The sequence below is a fragment of the Ferruginivarius sediminum genome (assembly GCF_003344765.1).
GTDB lineage: Bacteria > Pseudomonadota > Alphaproteobacteria > Kiloniellales > Rhodovibrionaceae > Ferruginivarius > Ferruginivarius sediminum.
Genome location: NZ_QPMH01000028.1, coordinates 15,745 through 30,083 on the forward strand (window position 1 = coordinate 15,745; position 14,339 = coordinate 30,083).

Genomic DNA, 14,339 nt, shown 5'->3' on the forward strand with positions numbered 1-14,339 from the left:
CTTACGATCCCAGCACGTGCTGCGGCGGAAAGATCGGATCCGAGCGCCGCAGCACGCGCGGTTCGGGCATGTAAGCGCGGATCGTGGTGCCGACACCCAGGCGGCTTTCGACTTCCAGCCGGCCGCCATGCAGTTCGACCACCTTCTTGACGAGCGGCAGGCCCAGGCCCGCGCCGCCATGGTCGCGCGCGAAAGCCGAATTGACCTGGGTGAAGGGCTGAAAGACGCGGTCCAGGTCCTCCTCGGCGATACCCACGCCGGTGTCGCTCACCTGGAACTCCAGTTCGCCGCTGTCCGTCAAGGCCGTGGAGACCGTCACCGAGCCGCCATCGCGGGTGAACTTGATCGCGTTGGAAATCAGGTTTGTCAGAAGTTGCCGCACCAGGCGGGGGTCGGCCTTCAGGTCCACATTCTCCTGGCTGAGGCGGCCGCGCAGCCGGACGCCGCGTTCCGCCGCGTTCTGGCGCAGCAGGCGGAGGACGTCGTCGGCCAGCCCGTTCACGTCCACGACATCCTCGTTCAGGCTGAGGACGCCGGCTTCCGCACGGGAGAGGTCCAGCAGATCCTCGATGATGGCAAGCAGGTGCTTCGCACTGCCGTAGATATCCTCGGCGTAGTCGACATAACGGTTGACGTCGATCCGCCCCAGCATCTGCATCTTGATGACTTCGGAGAAGCCCATGATGGCGTTGAGCGGGGTGCGCAGCTCATGGCTCATCGTGGCAAGGAATTCGCTCTTCGCGCGGTTCGCGCTCTCCGCTTCCTCCTTCAAAGCGATAGCGCGCTGGCTGGTCGCGCGCAGTTCCTGGTTGATCAGGAACTTCTCACGGATGAACAGCTCGATCGCGTAGTTGGAGAAAAGGCCGATGCCGACGCTGCCGACCAGGAAGAACATGTTGCTAACGAACACGGTGGCAGGCACCGGATTGATCCACGCCGCCGACGCCGCATAGATCGCCACAAGCGCAACCGTGACGGAAAACGAGTAAATAAAAAACAATCTAATCGCGATAGTCGAATAAATTATTACAAGACTGAGGCCTGCGTAGTAATAATGGTTGACCGGTGCGTTGGTAATGACTGTCATTGCAATGATGCCGAGGCCCGCAATACTCATCGCCGCGGCCAGTATGATTTGGCAGTGTACCCGCAACCCTTCGGTGTTCGTGACAGCCGCAACGAGTAGGAGGAACGGGCAAACCACGCCGAAACGGATAACCAAGACTTCCGTCAGCGCCTTATTGACGACATAGAGGTCGAGTAAACCGAACGTCGCGTAAATAACAGCGCCAAGAATCAGGGCAACCTGAATCGTTTTCCGAGATCGGCGAAAGAAATCATCCCGAAAATCGCCTTCTGTCTTGGCGTCGGCAAACTGCAGGATAAGCGGTTTTATTCGTCCGCTGCATGCGGATGTCGTCTCTGCCATGGCAACTCGGCGCCGTCCTTCCCCTGGATCGGCTCACACCCCGTGACACGATCCCGCGTCGCGGTAAATATTGCCTTAACTTCTACTCACTTACAGTAGATTTTCCAAGACACAGATTTCAACAAAATAGCGATCCACACGTGTGTTTTGGACGCGGAAATACCTCCAGTGCAAGAAGCAAAGGGCGCGGCGACCGGCGATGACACGAAACAATATACTTACAGTTACCACGATCTTTGCTGTCCTATCATTTGCCGCCGCCGAAGCCGAGAGTGCCGGCTATCAGCTTCGCCAGCAGGGCGCGGCCGGCCTCGGCACGGCTCTCGCGGGCAGCAGTGCCGGGGCGCACGGCTTGAGCGATGCCTACTGGAACCCCGCCGTCTACGGACTCCAGGACAAGGCGGGGGCCGAGCTTTCGCTTGCCTATATCCAGCCCGTCAGCGAAGCGGAGGACGCGACCGGCACGACCGCCGTGGGGACGCCGATTCCCGGGGCCAGCGAGGAGGACGACGCGACCCCGGGCACCTTCGTGCCTGCTCTGTATGGCGTTCTGCCGGCGGGTGAGCGACTGCGCCTCGGCCTATCGGTCAACGCGCCCTTCGGCCTGCAAACCGACTACCGGGATGACTGGGTCGGGCGCTACCACGCACGGGAAAGCGAGGTTAAGACGATCAGCATCGCACCCGTCGCGGCGTTCCGGGTGAACGAACGCCTGACGCTCGCGGGCGGACCCATTGCCCAGTATTACGACGCGCGCCTGACCAACGCCGTCGACTTCGGCACCATCGCACGGGCGGCGGGGAACATGCTGGCCGTGCCGGGCGGAAACGACGGCGGGGTGGAACTGGAAGCGGACGACTGGGCGTTCGGTTTCACGCTCGGCGCGATCTTCGAGCCCGTGGCGGGCAGCCGCATCGGCGTGGGCTACCGTTCCGAGATCGACCACGACCTTGACGGCAACGCGGACTTCGATCTCGACGCCACCGGCGTAGGGGCCGCGCTGCAGGCGGCGACCGGCGCATTCGCCGACACCGGCGCGCGCGCCGATGTCTCGACGCCGCGTATCGTGTCGCTCGGCCTGAGCCAGGCCATTACCTCGCGCCTGACGCTGATGGCGGAGGCGCAGTGGACCGGCTGGAGCACCTTCGACACCCTGCGCGTGCGCTTCGACAACCCGGCGCAGGGCGACGACGTGACGGACGAAAGCTGGGACGATGCCTGGTTCGGGGCGGTGGGCGCCCGATACCGGGTGAGCGATGCGTGGACGCTGCGCGCGGGCGTGGCCTACGACGAGTCGCCGGTTCCCGACGGCACCCGAACGCCGCGCATTCCCGATGCCGACAGGACTTGGGTCGCCATCGGTGCCGGCTATAACCCGGCATCCTGGCTGCGGCTGGATTTCGGTTACACGCACCTCTTCATGCCGGAGGAGTCGATCGACCTCTCCGTGAACGAGCCGGGCAACACCTTCCGCGGCAACCTGGAGGGAACAACCGACACTTCGGTGGACGTCTTCGCGATCGCCGGCACGATCCGCTTTTAACAAGCGTCAATGACCGCCGCCCGCCGTCGCCGGCAGGGCAACGGCGGAGAGGACGGCGATGTAGTGCAGGACGGCGGCGGCCAGCACCATGCTGTGCCAGATCGCGTTGTGGAAGCGCAGCCCGTGGGCGGTGTGGAAGATCACGCCGATGCTGTAGAGCAGCCCGCCGGCCAGAAGCAGCGCCAGGACATCCGGCGAGAGCGTGTCGAGGAGCGGCTCGGCAATGACCACCGCGCTCCAGCCGAGGAGCAGGTAGAGGACCAGCGAGACACGCTCGTACCGTCGGGGGAACAGCAGCTTCAGCGCGACGCCGGCGGCGGCCGTCAGCCAGACGAACAGGCAGAACCCGGCCGCCCAGCCGTTCTCCAGCCGCACCAGCATGAAAGGCGTATAGGTGCCTGCGATCATCACGAAGATGGCCGCGTGATCGAGGCGGCGCAGGATCTCCTTCCGCCGGGGCGAGCGGGACATGTTGTAGGCCGCCGACAAGCTTAGCATGCCGATCAGGCCGGCGCTGTAAAGCGCCAGGCTGAGAAGGCGTAGCGGCTCGTCCCGGAACGCGGCCAGCGTCACCAGGACGAGGGCCCCGGCGATGCCCGCCGGCAGACCGATCAGGTGGACGGCGCGGTCGGCGATCTCCTCGCGGCGGGTGTAGGTCGGGAACACGGCCACGGCCTCCTTCGCCTCTCCATGATAAGCGAAGCGGCGGCGGCCTCCAATAAAACCGATGCATGCCCGATGGTGCGGCCGGCGCGGGAAGTCACTCCGCGGCAAGATCCTTCATCGTGTCCGTCGTGCCGACCGCGATGGCTTGCCGGGCTCGCCGGTCGGCGCCGGAGGGCAGGGGATTGCCCTCTCGCATCCAGTGCGCGATGTCACGCCAGACAGTGTAGGCCTGCCGGTCGCGCAGGATCATGTGCCAGCCGTCGTCGTAGAGCGCGGGCGTGATGCCGGGGCGCTCATCCACCCGCTCCCACAGCTCCAGCATCGGCTCCGCCGGAACGATCTCGTCCTTCGCGCCATAGAGCAGCAGTGTCGGCGCCGGCAGCACATCCCCCGCCTCCAGCGCCTCGCTCATCAGGTCGGTCAGACCGTACATGGCGTCGATACGCGTCGCCGTGATGACGAGCGGGTCCATGCCCATCGCATAGAGCTCGATCAGGTTGTCGGTCGCCAGGATATCCAGGCCCTCCGCCGTCATCCGCATCCAGGGAACCGTGTGGACCGTAAGCCACAGGGCCCAGCGCTGATAGAACGGCATCGTCCTTCGCCCCCAGACGGCCGGCGCGGCGAGGACGGCGCCGTCGACCCTTGGAAGAACGCCGCGCTCGGCGGCGGCCAGCACGACCGCGCCACCCATCGACGTGCCGACGACGAAGAACGGCTTGTCCGGGTGACGCTCGCGCAGCAGGACGATGGCGGTGCCGAGGTCTTCCGTAAGCGCGTCCGTGCCGGGCCACAGCCCCGCGTACCGTGTGGCGCCGAATCCCCGCTGGTCATAGGCGTAGAGCGTATAGCCCTGCGCCGCGAACCACTGGCCGGGCAGGTCGAACGCCATCGAATAGTCGTTGAAGCCGTGCACGCCCAGGACGATGGCCTTGGGCTCACCCTCACGCGCCGGCCAGATGCGCAGCGGCAGGCGCGTGCCGTCCGCCATGCGGAGTTGGTTTTCCTGTACCGCCGGTGTCGTTCCCGCCGGCGCATCCGGTCCAGGCGGCACCAGTCTCGGGGTGCAGGCGGCAAGCGCCAGCACCAGCAGGGCGCAGAGGAACCAGGGGCGGTGCATCGCCGCCCCCGTCGTCACGCCGCGGCTTCTGGCCGCGGCGGCGCGGCCGTGAGCTGCAGGAAGATATCTTCGAGGTCCGTTTCCTCGGTGGACACGTCGGTCACCGTGAGACCCGACTCGCTCACCGCCGCCAGGATTTCGGCCACCGGGCTCTGGCTGGCGCGGTAGCGGAAGACGAGGCGATGCGGATCGGGAATCTCCGGCTCGAATCGGGCCAGCGCGGCCGGCGCTGTCTCGACCTGCTCGGCGACGCTGAGGCTTATCGACTTGTTGTCCAGCCGGCGCAGCAGGGCCGACGTGGTGTCGCAGGCGATCACCTGGCCGTGGTTGATGATCGCGATCTCGTCGCAAAGCTCCTCGGCCTCTTCCAGGTAGTGCGTGGTGAGGAGAACCGTGGTGCCAAGGCGGTTCAGCTCCCGCACGTGCGTCCAGAGCTGTCGGCGCAGTTCCACGTCGACGCCCGCGGTCGGCTCGTCGAGCACCAGGATCGGCGGGTTGTGGACCATCGCCTTGGCCACCATCAGCCGCCGGCGCATGCCGCCCGAGAGCGAGCGGGTATAGGCCTCGGCCTTGTCGGCAAGGCCCATCGCGCCCAGGATCTCGTCGGTGCGCCGCTCCCTCGGCGGGACGCCATAGAGCCCGGCCTGCAGTTCAAGCAGCTCGCGCGGCGTGAAGAACGGGTCGATGTTCAGTTCCTGCGGCACGATGCCGATGGCTGCGCGCGCCTGGCGCGGGTTCCGGTCGATGTCGAAGTCCCACAGGCGCATGCTGCCGGATGTCTTGTGAACGAGGCCGGCCATGATATTGATCAGCGTCGACTTGCCGGCGCCGTTGGGGCCCAGAAGGCCGAACAGCTTGCCCCGGCCGATCGACAGATCGACATTGGTCAGCGCGCGTTTCGCCTCGGCCTTGCCGCTGGGGCGGTAGGTCTTGTTCAGGCCCTTGACCTCGACGGCCTGCTCCGGCAAGTCGGCGGCTGACGTCGCGGTGCGGGCGGATGCAGTGTTATCGCGTGGCATGGCGTAAAGATGGTTGGGCCGCGGGCCGCTTCAACCGGTTTTCGACGCGGCCTTGCGTCGTTGTGCGGCTGCCGTATCATCCGGACCACGCCGCGTCAACGCGCGTCACGAAAGGGGATATGCGGATGGAGCCGTTGGAGACAATCGAGGTCGAGGAAGACGTCGTGGGCTGCGAGGGCGGGCCGAATCCGGCGCTTGGCCATCCGCGCGTGTTCCTGAACATGGAGGGGCGCGGCCAGGTTGACTGCCCGTACTGCGGCCGGCGCTATGTCCTGAAGAAGGGCGCCAAGGCCGCCCACGCACATTGAGGCTTCCGACGCGCGTTCGCTCTCGATTCCCGGCCGGCGCGCCAACAACCTGGTGACCACCATGTCCGACGCCGCCGAGCGCGAAACCGAAGACAAGACCCCGCGGCAGCAGGACGAGGCGCCGCGCGAGCCGGTGCGCCACCTCTATCTGGTGGACGGCTCGGGCTATATCTTCCGCGCCTATCACAAGCTCCCGCCGACGATGACGCGGGCGGACGGCACGCCCACGCACGCCGCCTACGGCTTCACCAACATGCTGCTGAAGCTGTTGCGCGACATCGGCGCGCGCGATGCCATCGCGGTGATCTTCGACGCCGACGGCAAGTCGTTCCGCGCCGACATCTATCCCGAGTACAAGGCGAACCGCCCGGAATTGCCGGAGGACCTGGCCCCGCAGTTCCCCATTGTGCGCGATGCCGTGCGGGCGATGAACATCGCCTGCATCGAGGAGCCGGGCTACGAGGCCGACGACCTGATCGCCAGCTATGCCCGCCGCGCCGAGGAGGCCGGGGCGAAGGTCACCGTCATCTCTTCCGACAAGGACCTGATGCAGCTTATCCGGCCGGGCGTGGAGATGATGGACCCGATGGACGGGCGGATCATCGGGCCCGAGGATGTCGAGAAGAAGTTCGGCGTCGAGCCCGGAAAGGTCATCGACGTCCAGGCGCTGTGGGGCGACTCCGTCGATAACGTGCCCGGCGTGCCCGGCATCGGCCAGAAGATCGCCGCCGAGCTGATCCAGCAGTATGGCGATCTTGAGAACCTTCTCTCCCACGCCGAGGAGATCAAGCAGAAGAAGCGCCGCGAGAACCTGATCGAGTTCGCGGAGCAGGCCCGCATCTCGCGCGAGCTTGTGCGCCTGCACGACGATATGGAACTGGATCACTGCCTGGAAGACCTGCGCGCGCACGAGCCCGAGCCCGACAAGCTTCGCGCCTTCCTGGAGGAAAACGGCTTCAAGTCCATCGCGACCCGCCTGGGCCTGGACGACGGTGCCCAGCAGGTGGCGGCCCCCGAGACGGCGGAGGCGGCGTACGAACTGGTCCAGGACATGGACCGCCTGCGCGCCTGGATCGACGAGGCGACGCGGCAGGGCATCGTGGCCGTCGACGTGGAGACGACCTCGCTGGACGCCATGGCCGCCGAACTGGTGGGGGTCAGCATGGCAACGGCGCCAGGGCGGGCGTGCTACATCCCGCTGGCGCACAAGGGCGAGGGCGACGGCAGCCTCGATTTCGACGGCAAGGGCGGCGCGCCCGAGCAGGTTCCGTTCGAGGCGGCGCTGGATGCGCTGCGGCCGATGCTGGCCGATCCGGGCGTGCTCAAGATCGGCCAGAACATCAAGTACGACTGCGTCGTGCTGGGCCACCACGGCGTCGAGGTGACGCCGATCGACGACACAATGCTGCTGTCCTATGTGCTGGAGGCGGGCAAGCACGGCCACGGCATGGACGAGCTGGCGCGCCTGTTCCTCGACCACGAGACCATCCCCTACAAGGACGTCGCCGGCAGCGGGAAGAGCCAGGTGACCTTCGACCGGGTGCCGCTGGACAAGGCGCTGGACTATGCCGCCGAGGACGCGGACGTCACCTTCCGTTTGCATGCGCTTCTGAAACCGCGCTTGTTGCAGGAGCGCATGGTGACCGTCTACGAGACGCTGGAGCGGCCGCTGTCGCCCGTGCTCTCGCGGATGGAGCGCAATGGCATCAAGGTTGATCCCGGCGTTTTGCGGCGGATGTCGCAGGACTTCGCCCAGCGCATGGCGGAGCTGGAGGAGAAGATCTACGAGCTGGCGGGGGAGCGCTTCACCATCGGCTCGCCCAAGCAGCTTGGCGAGATCCTGTTCGAGAAGATGAGCCTGCAGGGCGGGCGCAAGGGCAAGTCCGGCGCCTATTCGACGGATGCCGACGTGCTGCAGACGCTGGCCGCGCAGGGTCACGACCTGCCGGCGCGGGTGCTGGACTGGCGCCAGATCCAGAAGCTGAAGTCGACCTATACCGACGCACTGCAGGATTACATCAACCCCCGGACGAAGCGCGTCCATACGTCATTCCAGCAGGCCGTCGCCTCCACCGGGCGGCTGTCGTCCTCGGACCCGAACCTGCAGAACATCCCCATCCGCACCGAGGAAGGCCGCAAGATCCGCCAGGCCTTCGTCGCGGAAGAGGGCAACACGCTGCTGAGCGTGGATTACAGCCAGATCGAACTGCGTCTGGCCGCGCACATGGCGGACGAAGAGAGCCTGAAGAAGGCGTTCCGCGACGATCTGGACATTCACGCCATGACCGCCAGTGAGGTTTTCGGCGTGCCGCTGGAGGGCATGGACCCGTCGGTCCGCCGTTCCGCCAAGGCGATCAACTTCGGCATCATCTACGGCATCTCGCCCTATGGCCTGGCCCAGAACCTGGGAATCGACCAGGGTGCGGCGCGCGATTACATCAAGCTGTATTTCGAGCGCTATCCCGCCATCAAGGGCTACATGGACGAGAAGAAGCGCTCGGCGGTCGACGACGGCTTTGTCGAGACGATGTTCGGCCGGCGCATCTACCTGCCGGAGATCAAGTCCAAGGTGCCGGGCCGGCGCAGCTTTTCCGAGCGTGCCGCCATCAACGCGCCGATCCAGGGCTCGGCGGCGGACATCATCAAGCGCGCGATGATCCGTGTCCTGCCGGCGTTGGAAGACGCCGGCCTGGGCGCCAGGCTGCTCCTGCAGGTCCACGACGAACTGCTGTTCGAGGTTCCCGAGGCCGAGGTCGAGGCAACGACCAGGCTGGTCCGCGAAGTCATGGAAAACGCCGCCGCCCCGGTCGTCGACCTTTCCGTCCCGCTGGTCGCCGAGGCCGGCACAGGCCGAAGCTGGGCCGAGGCGCACTAGATGTGAGCTTGATTTAGGGCGTTTTCGGACGACTGACAGGTTCCGACCTGGTCTGAAAATGCGCTAACGTCGGCGCCAGACCGGGTCTGGGGGCGGATACGCCCCTTTGCCGTTTTGCGGGCAACCAGGTTCTTTACGCGAAGAAACGACCAATCGAACTTTTCCAACAACCCTCGTCGCTCTCACGGGGCTGAGATAAAAGGGGCGCTTATGGCGCCCCAAGAAACATCCGGCCGCCGAAAATCGAAATCTAACGCGATCAGCGTACGTTCCATAACATAGTATAATAAAATAAATACTTATATGTTTTAAATAAGAAAAATATTCTCATTAATATTTTTTTAAAAATATATAATTGGATTACTTCTAAAGCCCATTCTCAGTGTCTAAAAAAATTGTTGAGAGTGGCAAAGCGAGGCAATCCCTAGAGAGACAGGCGATTGCCGATTGCGGGGGCTGAATGGTCATCGACCGCCTAGGAGGAGGGAAAGCGACAACAGAAAAGCATCAATGAAGGAGGGTGGCGTCATGGGTGATCGCAGCAGGGATATTACGGTCAAGCTGGACTTTCTCCGTCTTGACGGCGGAAGCCGGGAAACCCTGAGGGAGGTCGGCGGCTGTATCGGAGGCAATCTGGAGGGCGTGCTTTCGCGGTTTTATGAGCACGTCACGTCCTATCCCGAACTCAAGGAGTTGCTGGGTAGCGAAACCAACATCGCTGCGGTGCGCTCAGCGCAGGCGAAGCACTGGCAGGGCCTGTTCCAGGCGCAGTTCGACGAATCCTACCGCGAAGGCGTTCGCCGGATCGGAGAGGCACACTTTCGTCACGACCTGAGCCAGAGCTGGTACATGGGCGGGTACTGCTTTGTCCTGAACGAACTCGTCCGGGTGATGACCCAGCGCTACCGTTTCCGGCCCAAGCAGCTTGTTGCGGCGATTCAGGCCATCAACAAGGCGGTGTTCCTGGACATGGACCTCGCTTTGGAAGTCTATCACGACGCCATTCTGGCCGAGCGCGAGAAGCGGCAGAAGAAGCTGGAAGACCTGATACGCGACTTCGACGAAGCGGCGGAAAGCACGACGGGAGCGGCCTCACAGTCGGTCGAGGAGCTTCGCGGCATTGCCGAAAAGATGAGTGGTACCGCGCAGGAAACGAATCGGCAGGCCACGGCCGCCGCGACGGCATCGGAACAGGCGTCTTCCAACGTCCAGATGGTCTCCTCGGCGGCCGAGGAGCTTTCCGGCTCGATCAACGAGATCAGCCGTCAGGTCGCCGAATCCAGTCAGATCGCCAGCACGGCCGTCCGGGAAGCGCAAACCACGAACGAGACCATGCAGTCGCTGGCAGGCGCAGCCGAGAAGATCGGCAAGGTCGTCGACCTGATCCGCGATATTGCCGAGCAGACCAACCTCCTGGCGCTCAATGCCACAATTGAGGCCGCCCGCGCCGGCGATGCCGGCAAGGGCTTCGCCGTGGTGGCCAACGAGGTGAAGTCGCTGGCCAATCAGACATCGAAGGCGACGGAAGAGATCAGCGGCCAGGTCGGCGAGGTCCAGCGCGTCGCGCAAAGCGCCGTCGGTGCCATCGAGAGCATTGGCGGGACGATCCAGAAGATGGACGAAATCGCCGCGTCGATCGCCTCGGCGATGGAGCAGCAGCAATCGGCCACCGGCGAGATCGCCCGCAACGTTCAGGAAGGCGCCGCCGGTGCCGAGGAAGCCTCGCGCAGCACGGCGAAAGTGACAGAAGCCGCGCAAACCACGGGCTCGGCCGCCGAGCAGGTTAACGGTGCCGCCCGGCAGCTTGGCGAGCAGACGGATGCCCTGAAAGCACGGATCGACGAGTTCCTGAGTGGCGTGAAGGCAGCCTGAGCCTGCGGAGCTGAACCAGTATCGCGAACGTCAGGGGATGGGATGACGCGTACGCAGGAGATTTCGACAGAGCGGCGCAATGCGTCACGCGGTGTTCGCCTCAACTTCGCAAGCCATATCGCGCAAGGCCGCGATGTCCGGCATACGAAGGCCGCCCGGTACACGCTCAATCAGATGATCGGCTTCCAGCGCCTTGATCGTCCGGCTGGCGTGGACCGGGGTGATGCCCGTGGCCTCGGCGATATGCGTCAGCCGCAAGGGGAACTCGATCACATCTCCGACCGGTTTGATGCGGGCGAGCTTGGTGCGGAGATGGAGCAGCAGGGAGGCCACCTTCTCTTCCGCCGACTTGACGCCGAGATCGAGCATCCGCCGCTGGGCGTCGCGGCACTCGTCCTTCCACACGCATTCGACGATACGCCGCATCCTTTCGTCGTCGCGGATCCACGTCTGCAACCTCTCTGGAGCGAAGGTACACAGCGCTGCATCGGTAATCGTCTGGATCGAGCCGAAGCTCGTTTCGCCCAGCAGGGCAGGCAATGTCAGGAAATCGCCCGGAACGTAGAAATCCAGGATAAGTTTCCTTCCATCCTGCAGCACAACGGAGCGCGCGCACCAGCCTGTGTAGATAGTGTACAACTCGCGTGGATATCTGCCGCTATTGTGAATGACAGTGTTACGGCGCATCGTCCGCTGGCCCGACCGCAGCATCGCAGGCATTTCCACCCGCTCTCCAATTCTTCCGAACAGAGTGTTCGGAAACACTTCACAGTGCAGACAGGACCGCGCGCTTTCTCGATTCATCCTGTGCCTCATTGGTCACGAGGTGTCTTGAGCTTCGTCACATGCAAACGGATGTATAGATTATCAAGAGGAAAGATAAGCGGTCTTTCTTCCTGAGGAATATTAACCATAACCAAATCATTGAGGTTGCGTTTGGAAATGTGAAGTATATCAATATATTTCATTACGAAAATAAATAACCTGTGTTTATAGGTCTACTGCAAAGACTGGGGTCTATGTCGACTGAATCCCGGCAAATTCAGGAGGGAGGCGTGTCGTGCGGTGTGAGGATGCTTTCGAGGTTGCACCTATACCGGTAATAAAGATCACCTTCAGTGCGGGGCGAGGCGTAAACGTCGTTTATGCCAATGCCGCATTCCAAAGCACTGCGGGAGCCGACGCGCCGGCTCCTTCCAACTGGTACGTGAAACTCGGCGAGCTGGAACTTGCTCATGCCATGGCGGTTGGCGAGGCGTGGCAGGGCCCGATCACTCTTGTCGCCAGCGACCGCGTTCTCGCTTTCAAGGGCCGTGCGGCGAAGATCGAAGAGGGCTATGCCGTCGTCTATCTGGAATGGCCTGGAGTTGGAGATCCGGTTGAAGGCTTTTGCGCGACGACGCACGAGGCGGCGGACCGTCTGCTGATGCGCATCATGGCGGCAGCGCCGGACGGCGTCGTGATCATCGATTCGAGTTACCGGATCGTTGCGGCCAATCAAGGCATGGAAGAGATATTCGAAACGCCTGTGAACGACCTCATGGGCCGGCGGGTCGAAGACTTGATGCCACAGCGCTTTCGGGCATCGCACGCCCAGGCGGTGCAGGGATTCGCACACTCTGCGAGTGCCGCAAGGCGAATGGGTGAGCGCGGCCGGATCGTCGGACTTCGAAAATCGGGGGTGGAGTTTTCGGCCGAGGCGTCCATCGTGCGGGTGAACACGCCCGAAGGTCCGATGTTCGCGGCAATTATCCGCGATGTCAGCGAGCAGGAGGCCCAACGCCAGAAACTCGAACATAGCGAGCAGAGACTGCGCAGAAGCGAGATGCGCTTGCGCAAGGCACAGCGCATCGCATCGCTCGGCAACTGGTGCTGGGATGTGCGCACCGGCTGGTTCCTGTGGTCGGACGAAGTCCGGCGAATGTTGCGGGTGGCGCCGGCGGATCGATTCAGCCGGTTTGAAGACTTTTTGCGACGTGTCCATCCGGCGGACAGGCCGCGCGTCGAAGCGGCAATGAATGCCGCGATCAAATCGGGGACCAGTGTCGCCCTGGATTGCCGCATTGTGTGCCCGGATGACGAGCAAGGCTTCATCCGCCTGGAGGCCGAGGTGATCCGTGATGAATGCGGGAAGCCACAGCAGCTTGAAGGCATCGTTCAGGATATAACCGAACGCAAACACACCGAGGAACGGCTGCAACGTGCCAGTGAGGCGGCGGAGGCAGCGAACAGGGCGAAGTCGCGCTTTCTGGCGACCATGAGCCACGAGCTGCGGACTCCGCTCAATGCGGTGATCGGCTTCTCCGAGGTCCTGGCCGAGGAGGTTTACGGACCGATCGAGAATGATCGCTACAAGGAATACGTCCACGATATCCTCCTCAGTGGCCGCCAGCTTCTCGACCTGATCAACGACATTCTCGATCTGTCGAAGGTTGAGGCGGGCAAGATGCAGATCGAGGAGGAGGTGGTCGAACTCGCACCGCTGGCAGAGACCGCCGTGCGCTCGCTGGCGGAGCAGGCGCGCAGACGTGATATCGCCATTGAATGCGATATTCCCTCGACGACGGTGATTCTGGCCGACCGCCGGGTCTGCCGTCAGATACTCTTGAACCTCCTGTCGAACGCCGTGAAATTCAGTAGGCCGGGCGGGAAAGTCGTGGTCGATGCCGAGCAAGGCGCGGACGGCGTGCTCTGCCTGAAGGTAAGCGATCAAGGTATCGGGCTTTGCGAAGACGAATTGCCGAAGGTGACGGAGGCATTCTACAAGGCGGGCAATCAGTGCCTTTCCGAGCAAGCCGGATCGGGGCTCGGCCTATCGCTGGTGAAACTGTTCGCTGAGCTGCATGGTGGCGCGCTCGACATCGAAAGCGCGTTGGACGTGGGCACCACCGTAATGGTCTGCTTTCCCCCGGAACGCTCTCATCCCGCCTTGACCCGGATTGCCTGAACGACGACCTGGCGGCGAGCTCTCTTCCCTGCAGGGGAGACGATTTATTTGCGTTTTTCAGGAACATAGTCGCTCCCCGGCGGGGGAGCTGTCCGCGAAGCGGACTGAGGGGAAAACCCCGCCGCGGATGGTCGCGGCGGGGTTTTGTATCTTTTGAACTCAGGCTTTGCCTTAGACCACGCCCTCGATCCAGGCCTTGAGGTCCTTCTTGGGCAGGGCGCCGACCTTGGTGCCGGCGACCTGTCCGTCCTTGAACAGCATCAGTGTCGGGATGCCGCGCACGCCGTACTTCTGCGGCGTGTTCGGGTTGTCGTCGATGTTCAGCTTGGCGATCGTCACCTTGTCGTCCATCTCCTGGGAAAGCTCTTCCAGGGCGGGGGCGATCGACTTGCAGGGGCCGCACCACTCGGCCCAGAAATCGACGAGCACCGGCTTGCCGGCCTTCAGCACGTCGCTGTCGAAGTTGGAGTCGCTGGTATGGGTCATGCTCATTGCGTCGTGTTCCCTCAACAAACTAGGGGCCCCGGATACACGTGGTGGCGAGCCGGGGCCAACTTGTC

Annotated in this window: 11 protein-coding genes; 5 read left to right on the forward strand and 6 right to left on the reverse strand. The window is 63.6% G+C overall.

Translation table 11 applies throughout. The annotated features are described in order from the left end of the window. Window position 1: 1 nt before the first annotated feature. On the reverse strand, window positions 2–1,429 hold the full coding sequence (locus DRB17_RS18280) for a sensor histidine kinase (protein ID WP_114583675.1): 1,428 nt from the start codon (window positions 1,427–1,429) through the stop codon (window positions 2–4). 199 nt (window positions 1,430–1,628) lie between these two features. Here DRB17_RS18280 and DRB17_RS18285 point away from each other — a divergent pair, with 199 nt between their 5' ends. Next, a complete protein-coding gene (locus DRB17_RS18285) occupies window positions 1,629–2,972 on the forward strand; it encodes an OmpP1/FadL family transporter (protein WP_114583676.1) in 1,344 nt (447 codons plus the stop codon). 6 nt (window positions 2,973–2,978) lie between these two features. Here DRB17_RS18285 and trhA read toward each other — a convergent pair whose 3' ends face one another. The 3 genes from trhA to DRB17_RS18300 form a co-directional block, all read right to left on the reverse strand. Continuing rightward, entirely contained in the window at window positions 2,979–3,644 is a 666-nt protein-coding gene (gene trhA, locus DRB17_RS18290) for a PAQR family membrane homeostasis protein TrhA (RefSeq protein ID WP_114583677.1), read from the reverse strand. Window positions 3,645–3,732: 88 nt separating this feature from the next. Next, the gene (locus DRB17_RS18295; protein WP_206607943.1) at window positions 3,733–4,776 is read right to left on the reverse strand and encodes an alpha/beta hydrolase; all 1,044 of its coding nucleotides are present in this window, start codon (window positions 4,774–4,776) and stop codon (window positions 3,733–3,735) included. Then, entirely contained in the window at window positions 4,773–5,777 is a 1,005-nt protein-coding gene (locus tag DRB17_RS18300) for an ABC transporter ATP-binding protein (RefSeq protein WP_114583679.1), read from the reverse strand. Before DRB17_RS18300 ends, DRB17_RS18295 begins: the two co-directional genes overlap by 4 nt. A 125-nt stretch (window positions 5,778–5,902) precedes the next feature. On the opposite strand from DRB17_RS18300, the gene DRB17_RS18305 reads away from it, so the two are divergent. The 3 genes from DRB17_RS18305 (at window position 5,903) to DRB17_RS18315 (ending at window position 10,832) form a co-directional block, all read left to right on the forward strand. Beyond that, window positions 5,903–6,085: a zinc-finger domain-containing protein gene (locus tag DRB17_RS18305; protein ID WP_114583694.1), complete on the forward strand. Its 183-nt coding sequence runs from the start codon at window positions 5,903–5,905 to the stop codon at window positions 6,083–6,085. A gap of 61 nt (window positions 6,086–6,146) precedes the next feature. Next, window positions 6,147–8,960 (forward strand): DNA polymerase I, encoded by a 2,814-nt coding sequence (polA, locus tag DRB17_RS18310; protein ID WP_114583680.1) that lies wholly within the window; start codon window positions 6,147–6,149, stop codon window positions 8,958–8,960. 528 nt (window positions 8,961–9,488) lie between these two features. Further along, entirely contained in the window at window positions 9,489–10,832 is a 1,344-nt protein-coding gene (locus DRB17_RS18315) for a globin-coupled sensor protein (protein WP_161958890.1), read from the forward strand. Window positions 10,833–10,916: 84 nt separating this feature from the next. On the opposite strand, the gene DRB17_RS18320 is transcribed toward DRB17_RS18315, so the two are convergent. Then, window positions 10,917–11,552 carry a Crp/Fnr family transcriptional regulator gene (locus DRB17_RS18320; protein ID WP_161958891.1) on the reverse strand — a complete coding sequence of 212 codons (636 nt, stop codon included), beginning with the start codon at window positions 11,550–11,552 and terminating at the stop codon, window positions 10,917–10,919. Window positions 11,553–11,892: 340 nt separating this feature from the next. On the opposite strand from DRB17_RS18320, the gene DRB17_RS18325 reads away from it, so the two are divergent. Next, window positions 11,893–13,779 (forward strand): sensor histidine kinase, encoded by a 1,887-nt coding sequence (locus DRB17_RS18325; RefSeq protein ID WP_147274955.1) that lies wholly within the window; start codon window positions 11,893–11,895, stop codon window positions 13,777–13,779. A 171-nt stretch (window positions 13,780–13,950) separates the two neighbouring features. Here DRB17_RS18325 and trxA read toward each other — a convergent pair whose 3' ends face one another. Then, window positions 13,951–14,265 carry a thioredoxin TrxA gene (gene trxA, locus DRB17_RS18330; RefSeq protein ID WP_114583695.1) on the reverse strand — a complete coding sequence of 105 codons (315 nt, stop codon included), beginning with the start codon at window positions 14,263–14,265 and terminating at the stop codon, window positions 13,951–13,953. Window positions 14,266–14,339: the final 74 nt, after the last annotated feature.

What these genes read in the sequence shown, in the direction of transcription:
- DRB17_RS18280 (WP_114583675.1), bottom strand. Translation starts at nt 1,429, where the DNA reads ATGGCAGAGACGACATCCGCATGCAGCGGACGAATAAAACCGCTTATC.
- DRB17_RS18285 (WP_114583676.1), top strand. Translation starts at nt 1,629, where the DNA reads ATGACACGAAACAATATACTTACAGTTACCACGATCTTTGCTGTCCTA.
- DRB17_RS18300 (WP_114583679.1), bottom strand. Translation starts at nt 5,777, where the DNA reads ATGCCACGCGATAACACTGCATCCGCCCGCACCGCGACGTCAGCCGCC.
- DRB17_RS18305 (WP_114583694.1), top strand. Translation starts at nt 5,903, where the DNA reads ATGGAGCCGTTGGAGACAATCGAGGTCGAGGAAGACGTCGTGGGCTGC.
- polA (WP_114583680.1), top strand. Translation starts at nt 6,147, where the DNA reads ATGTCCGACGCCGCCGAGCGCGAAACCGAAGACAAGACCCCGCGGCAG.
- DRB17_RS18315 (WP_161958890.1), top strand. Translation starts at nt 9,489, where the DNA reads ATGGGTGATCGCAGCAGGGATATTACGGTCAAGCTGGACTTTCTCCGT.
- DRB17_RS18320 (WP_161958891.1), bottom strand. Translation starts at nt 11,552, where the DNA reads ATGCCTGCGATGCTGCGGTCGGGCCAGCGGACGATGCGCCGTAACACT.
- trxA (WP_114583695.1), bottom strand. Translation starts at nt 14,265, where the DNA reads ATGACCCATACCAGCGACTCCAACTTCGACAGCGACGTGCTGAAGGCC.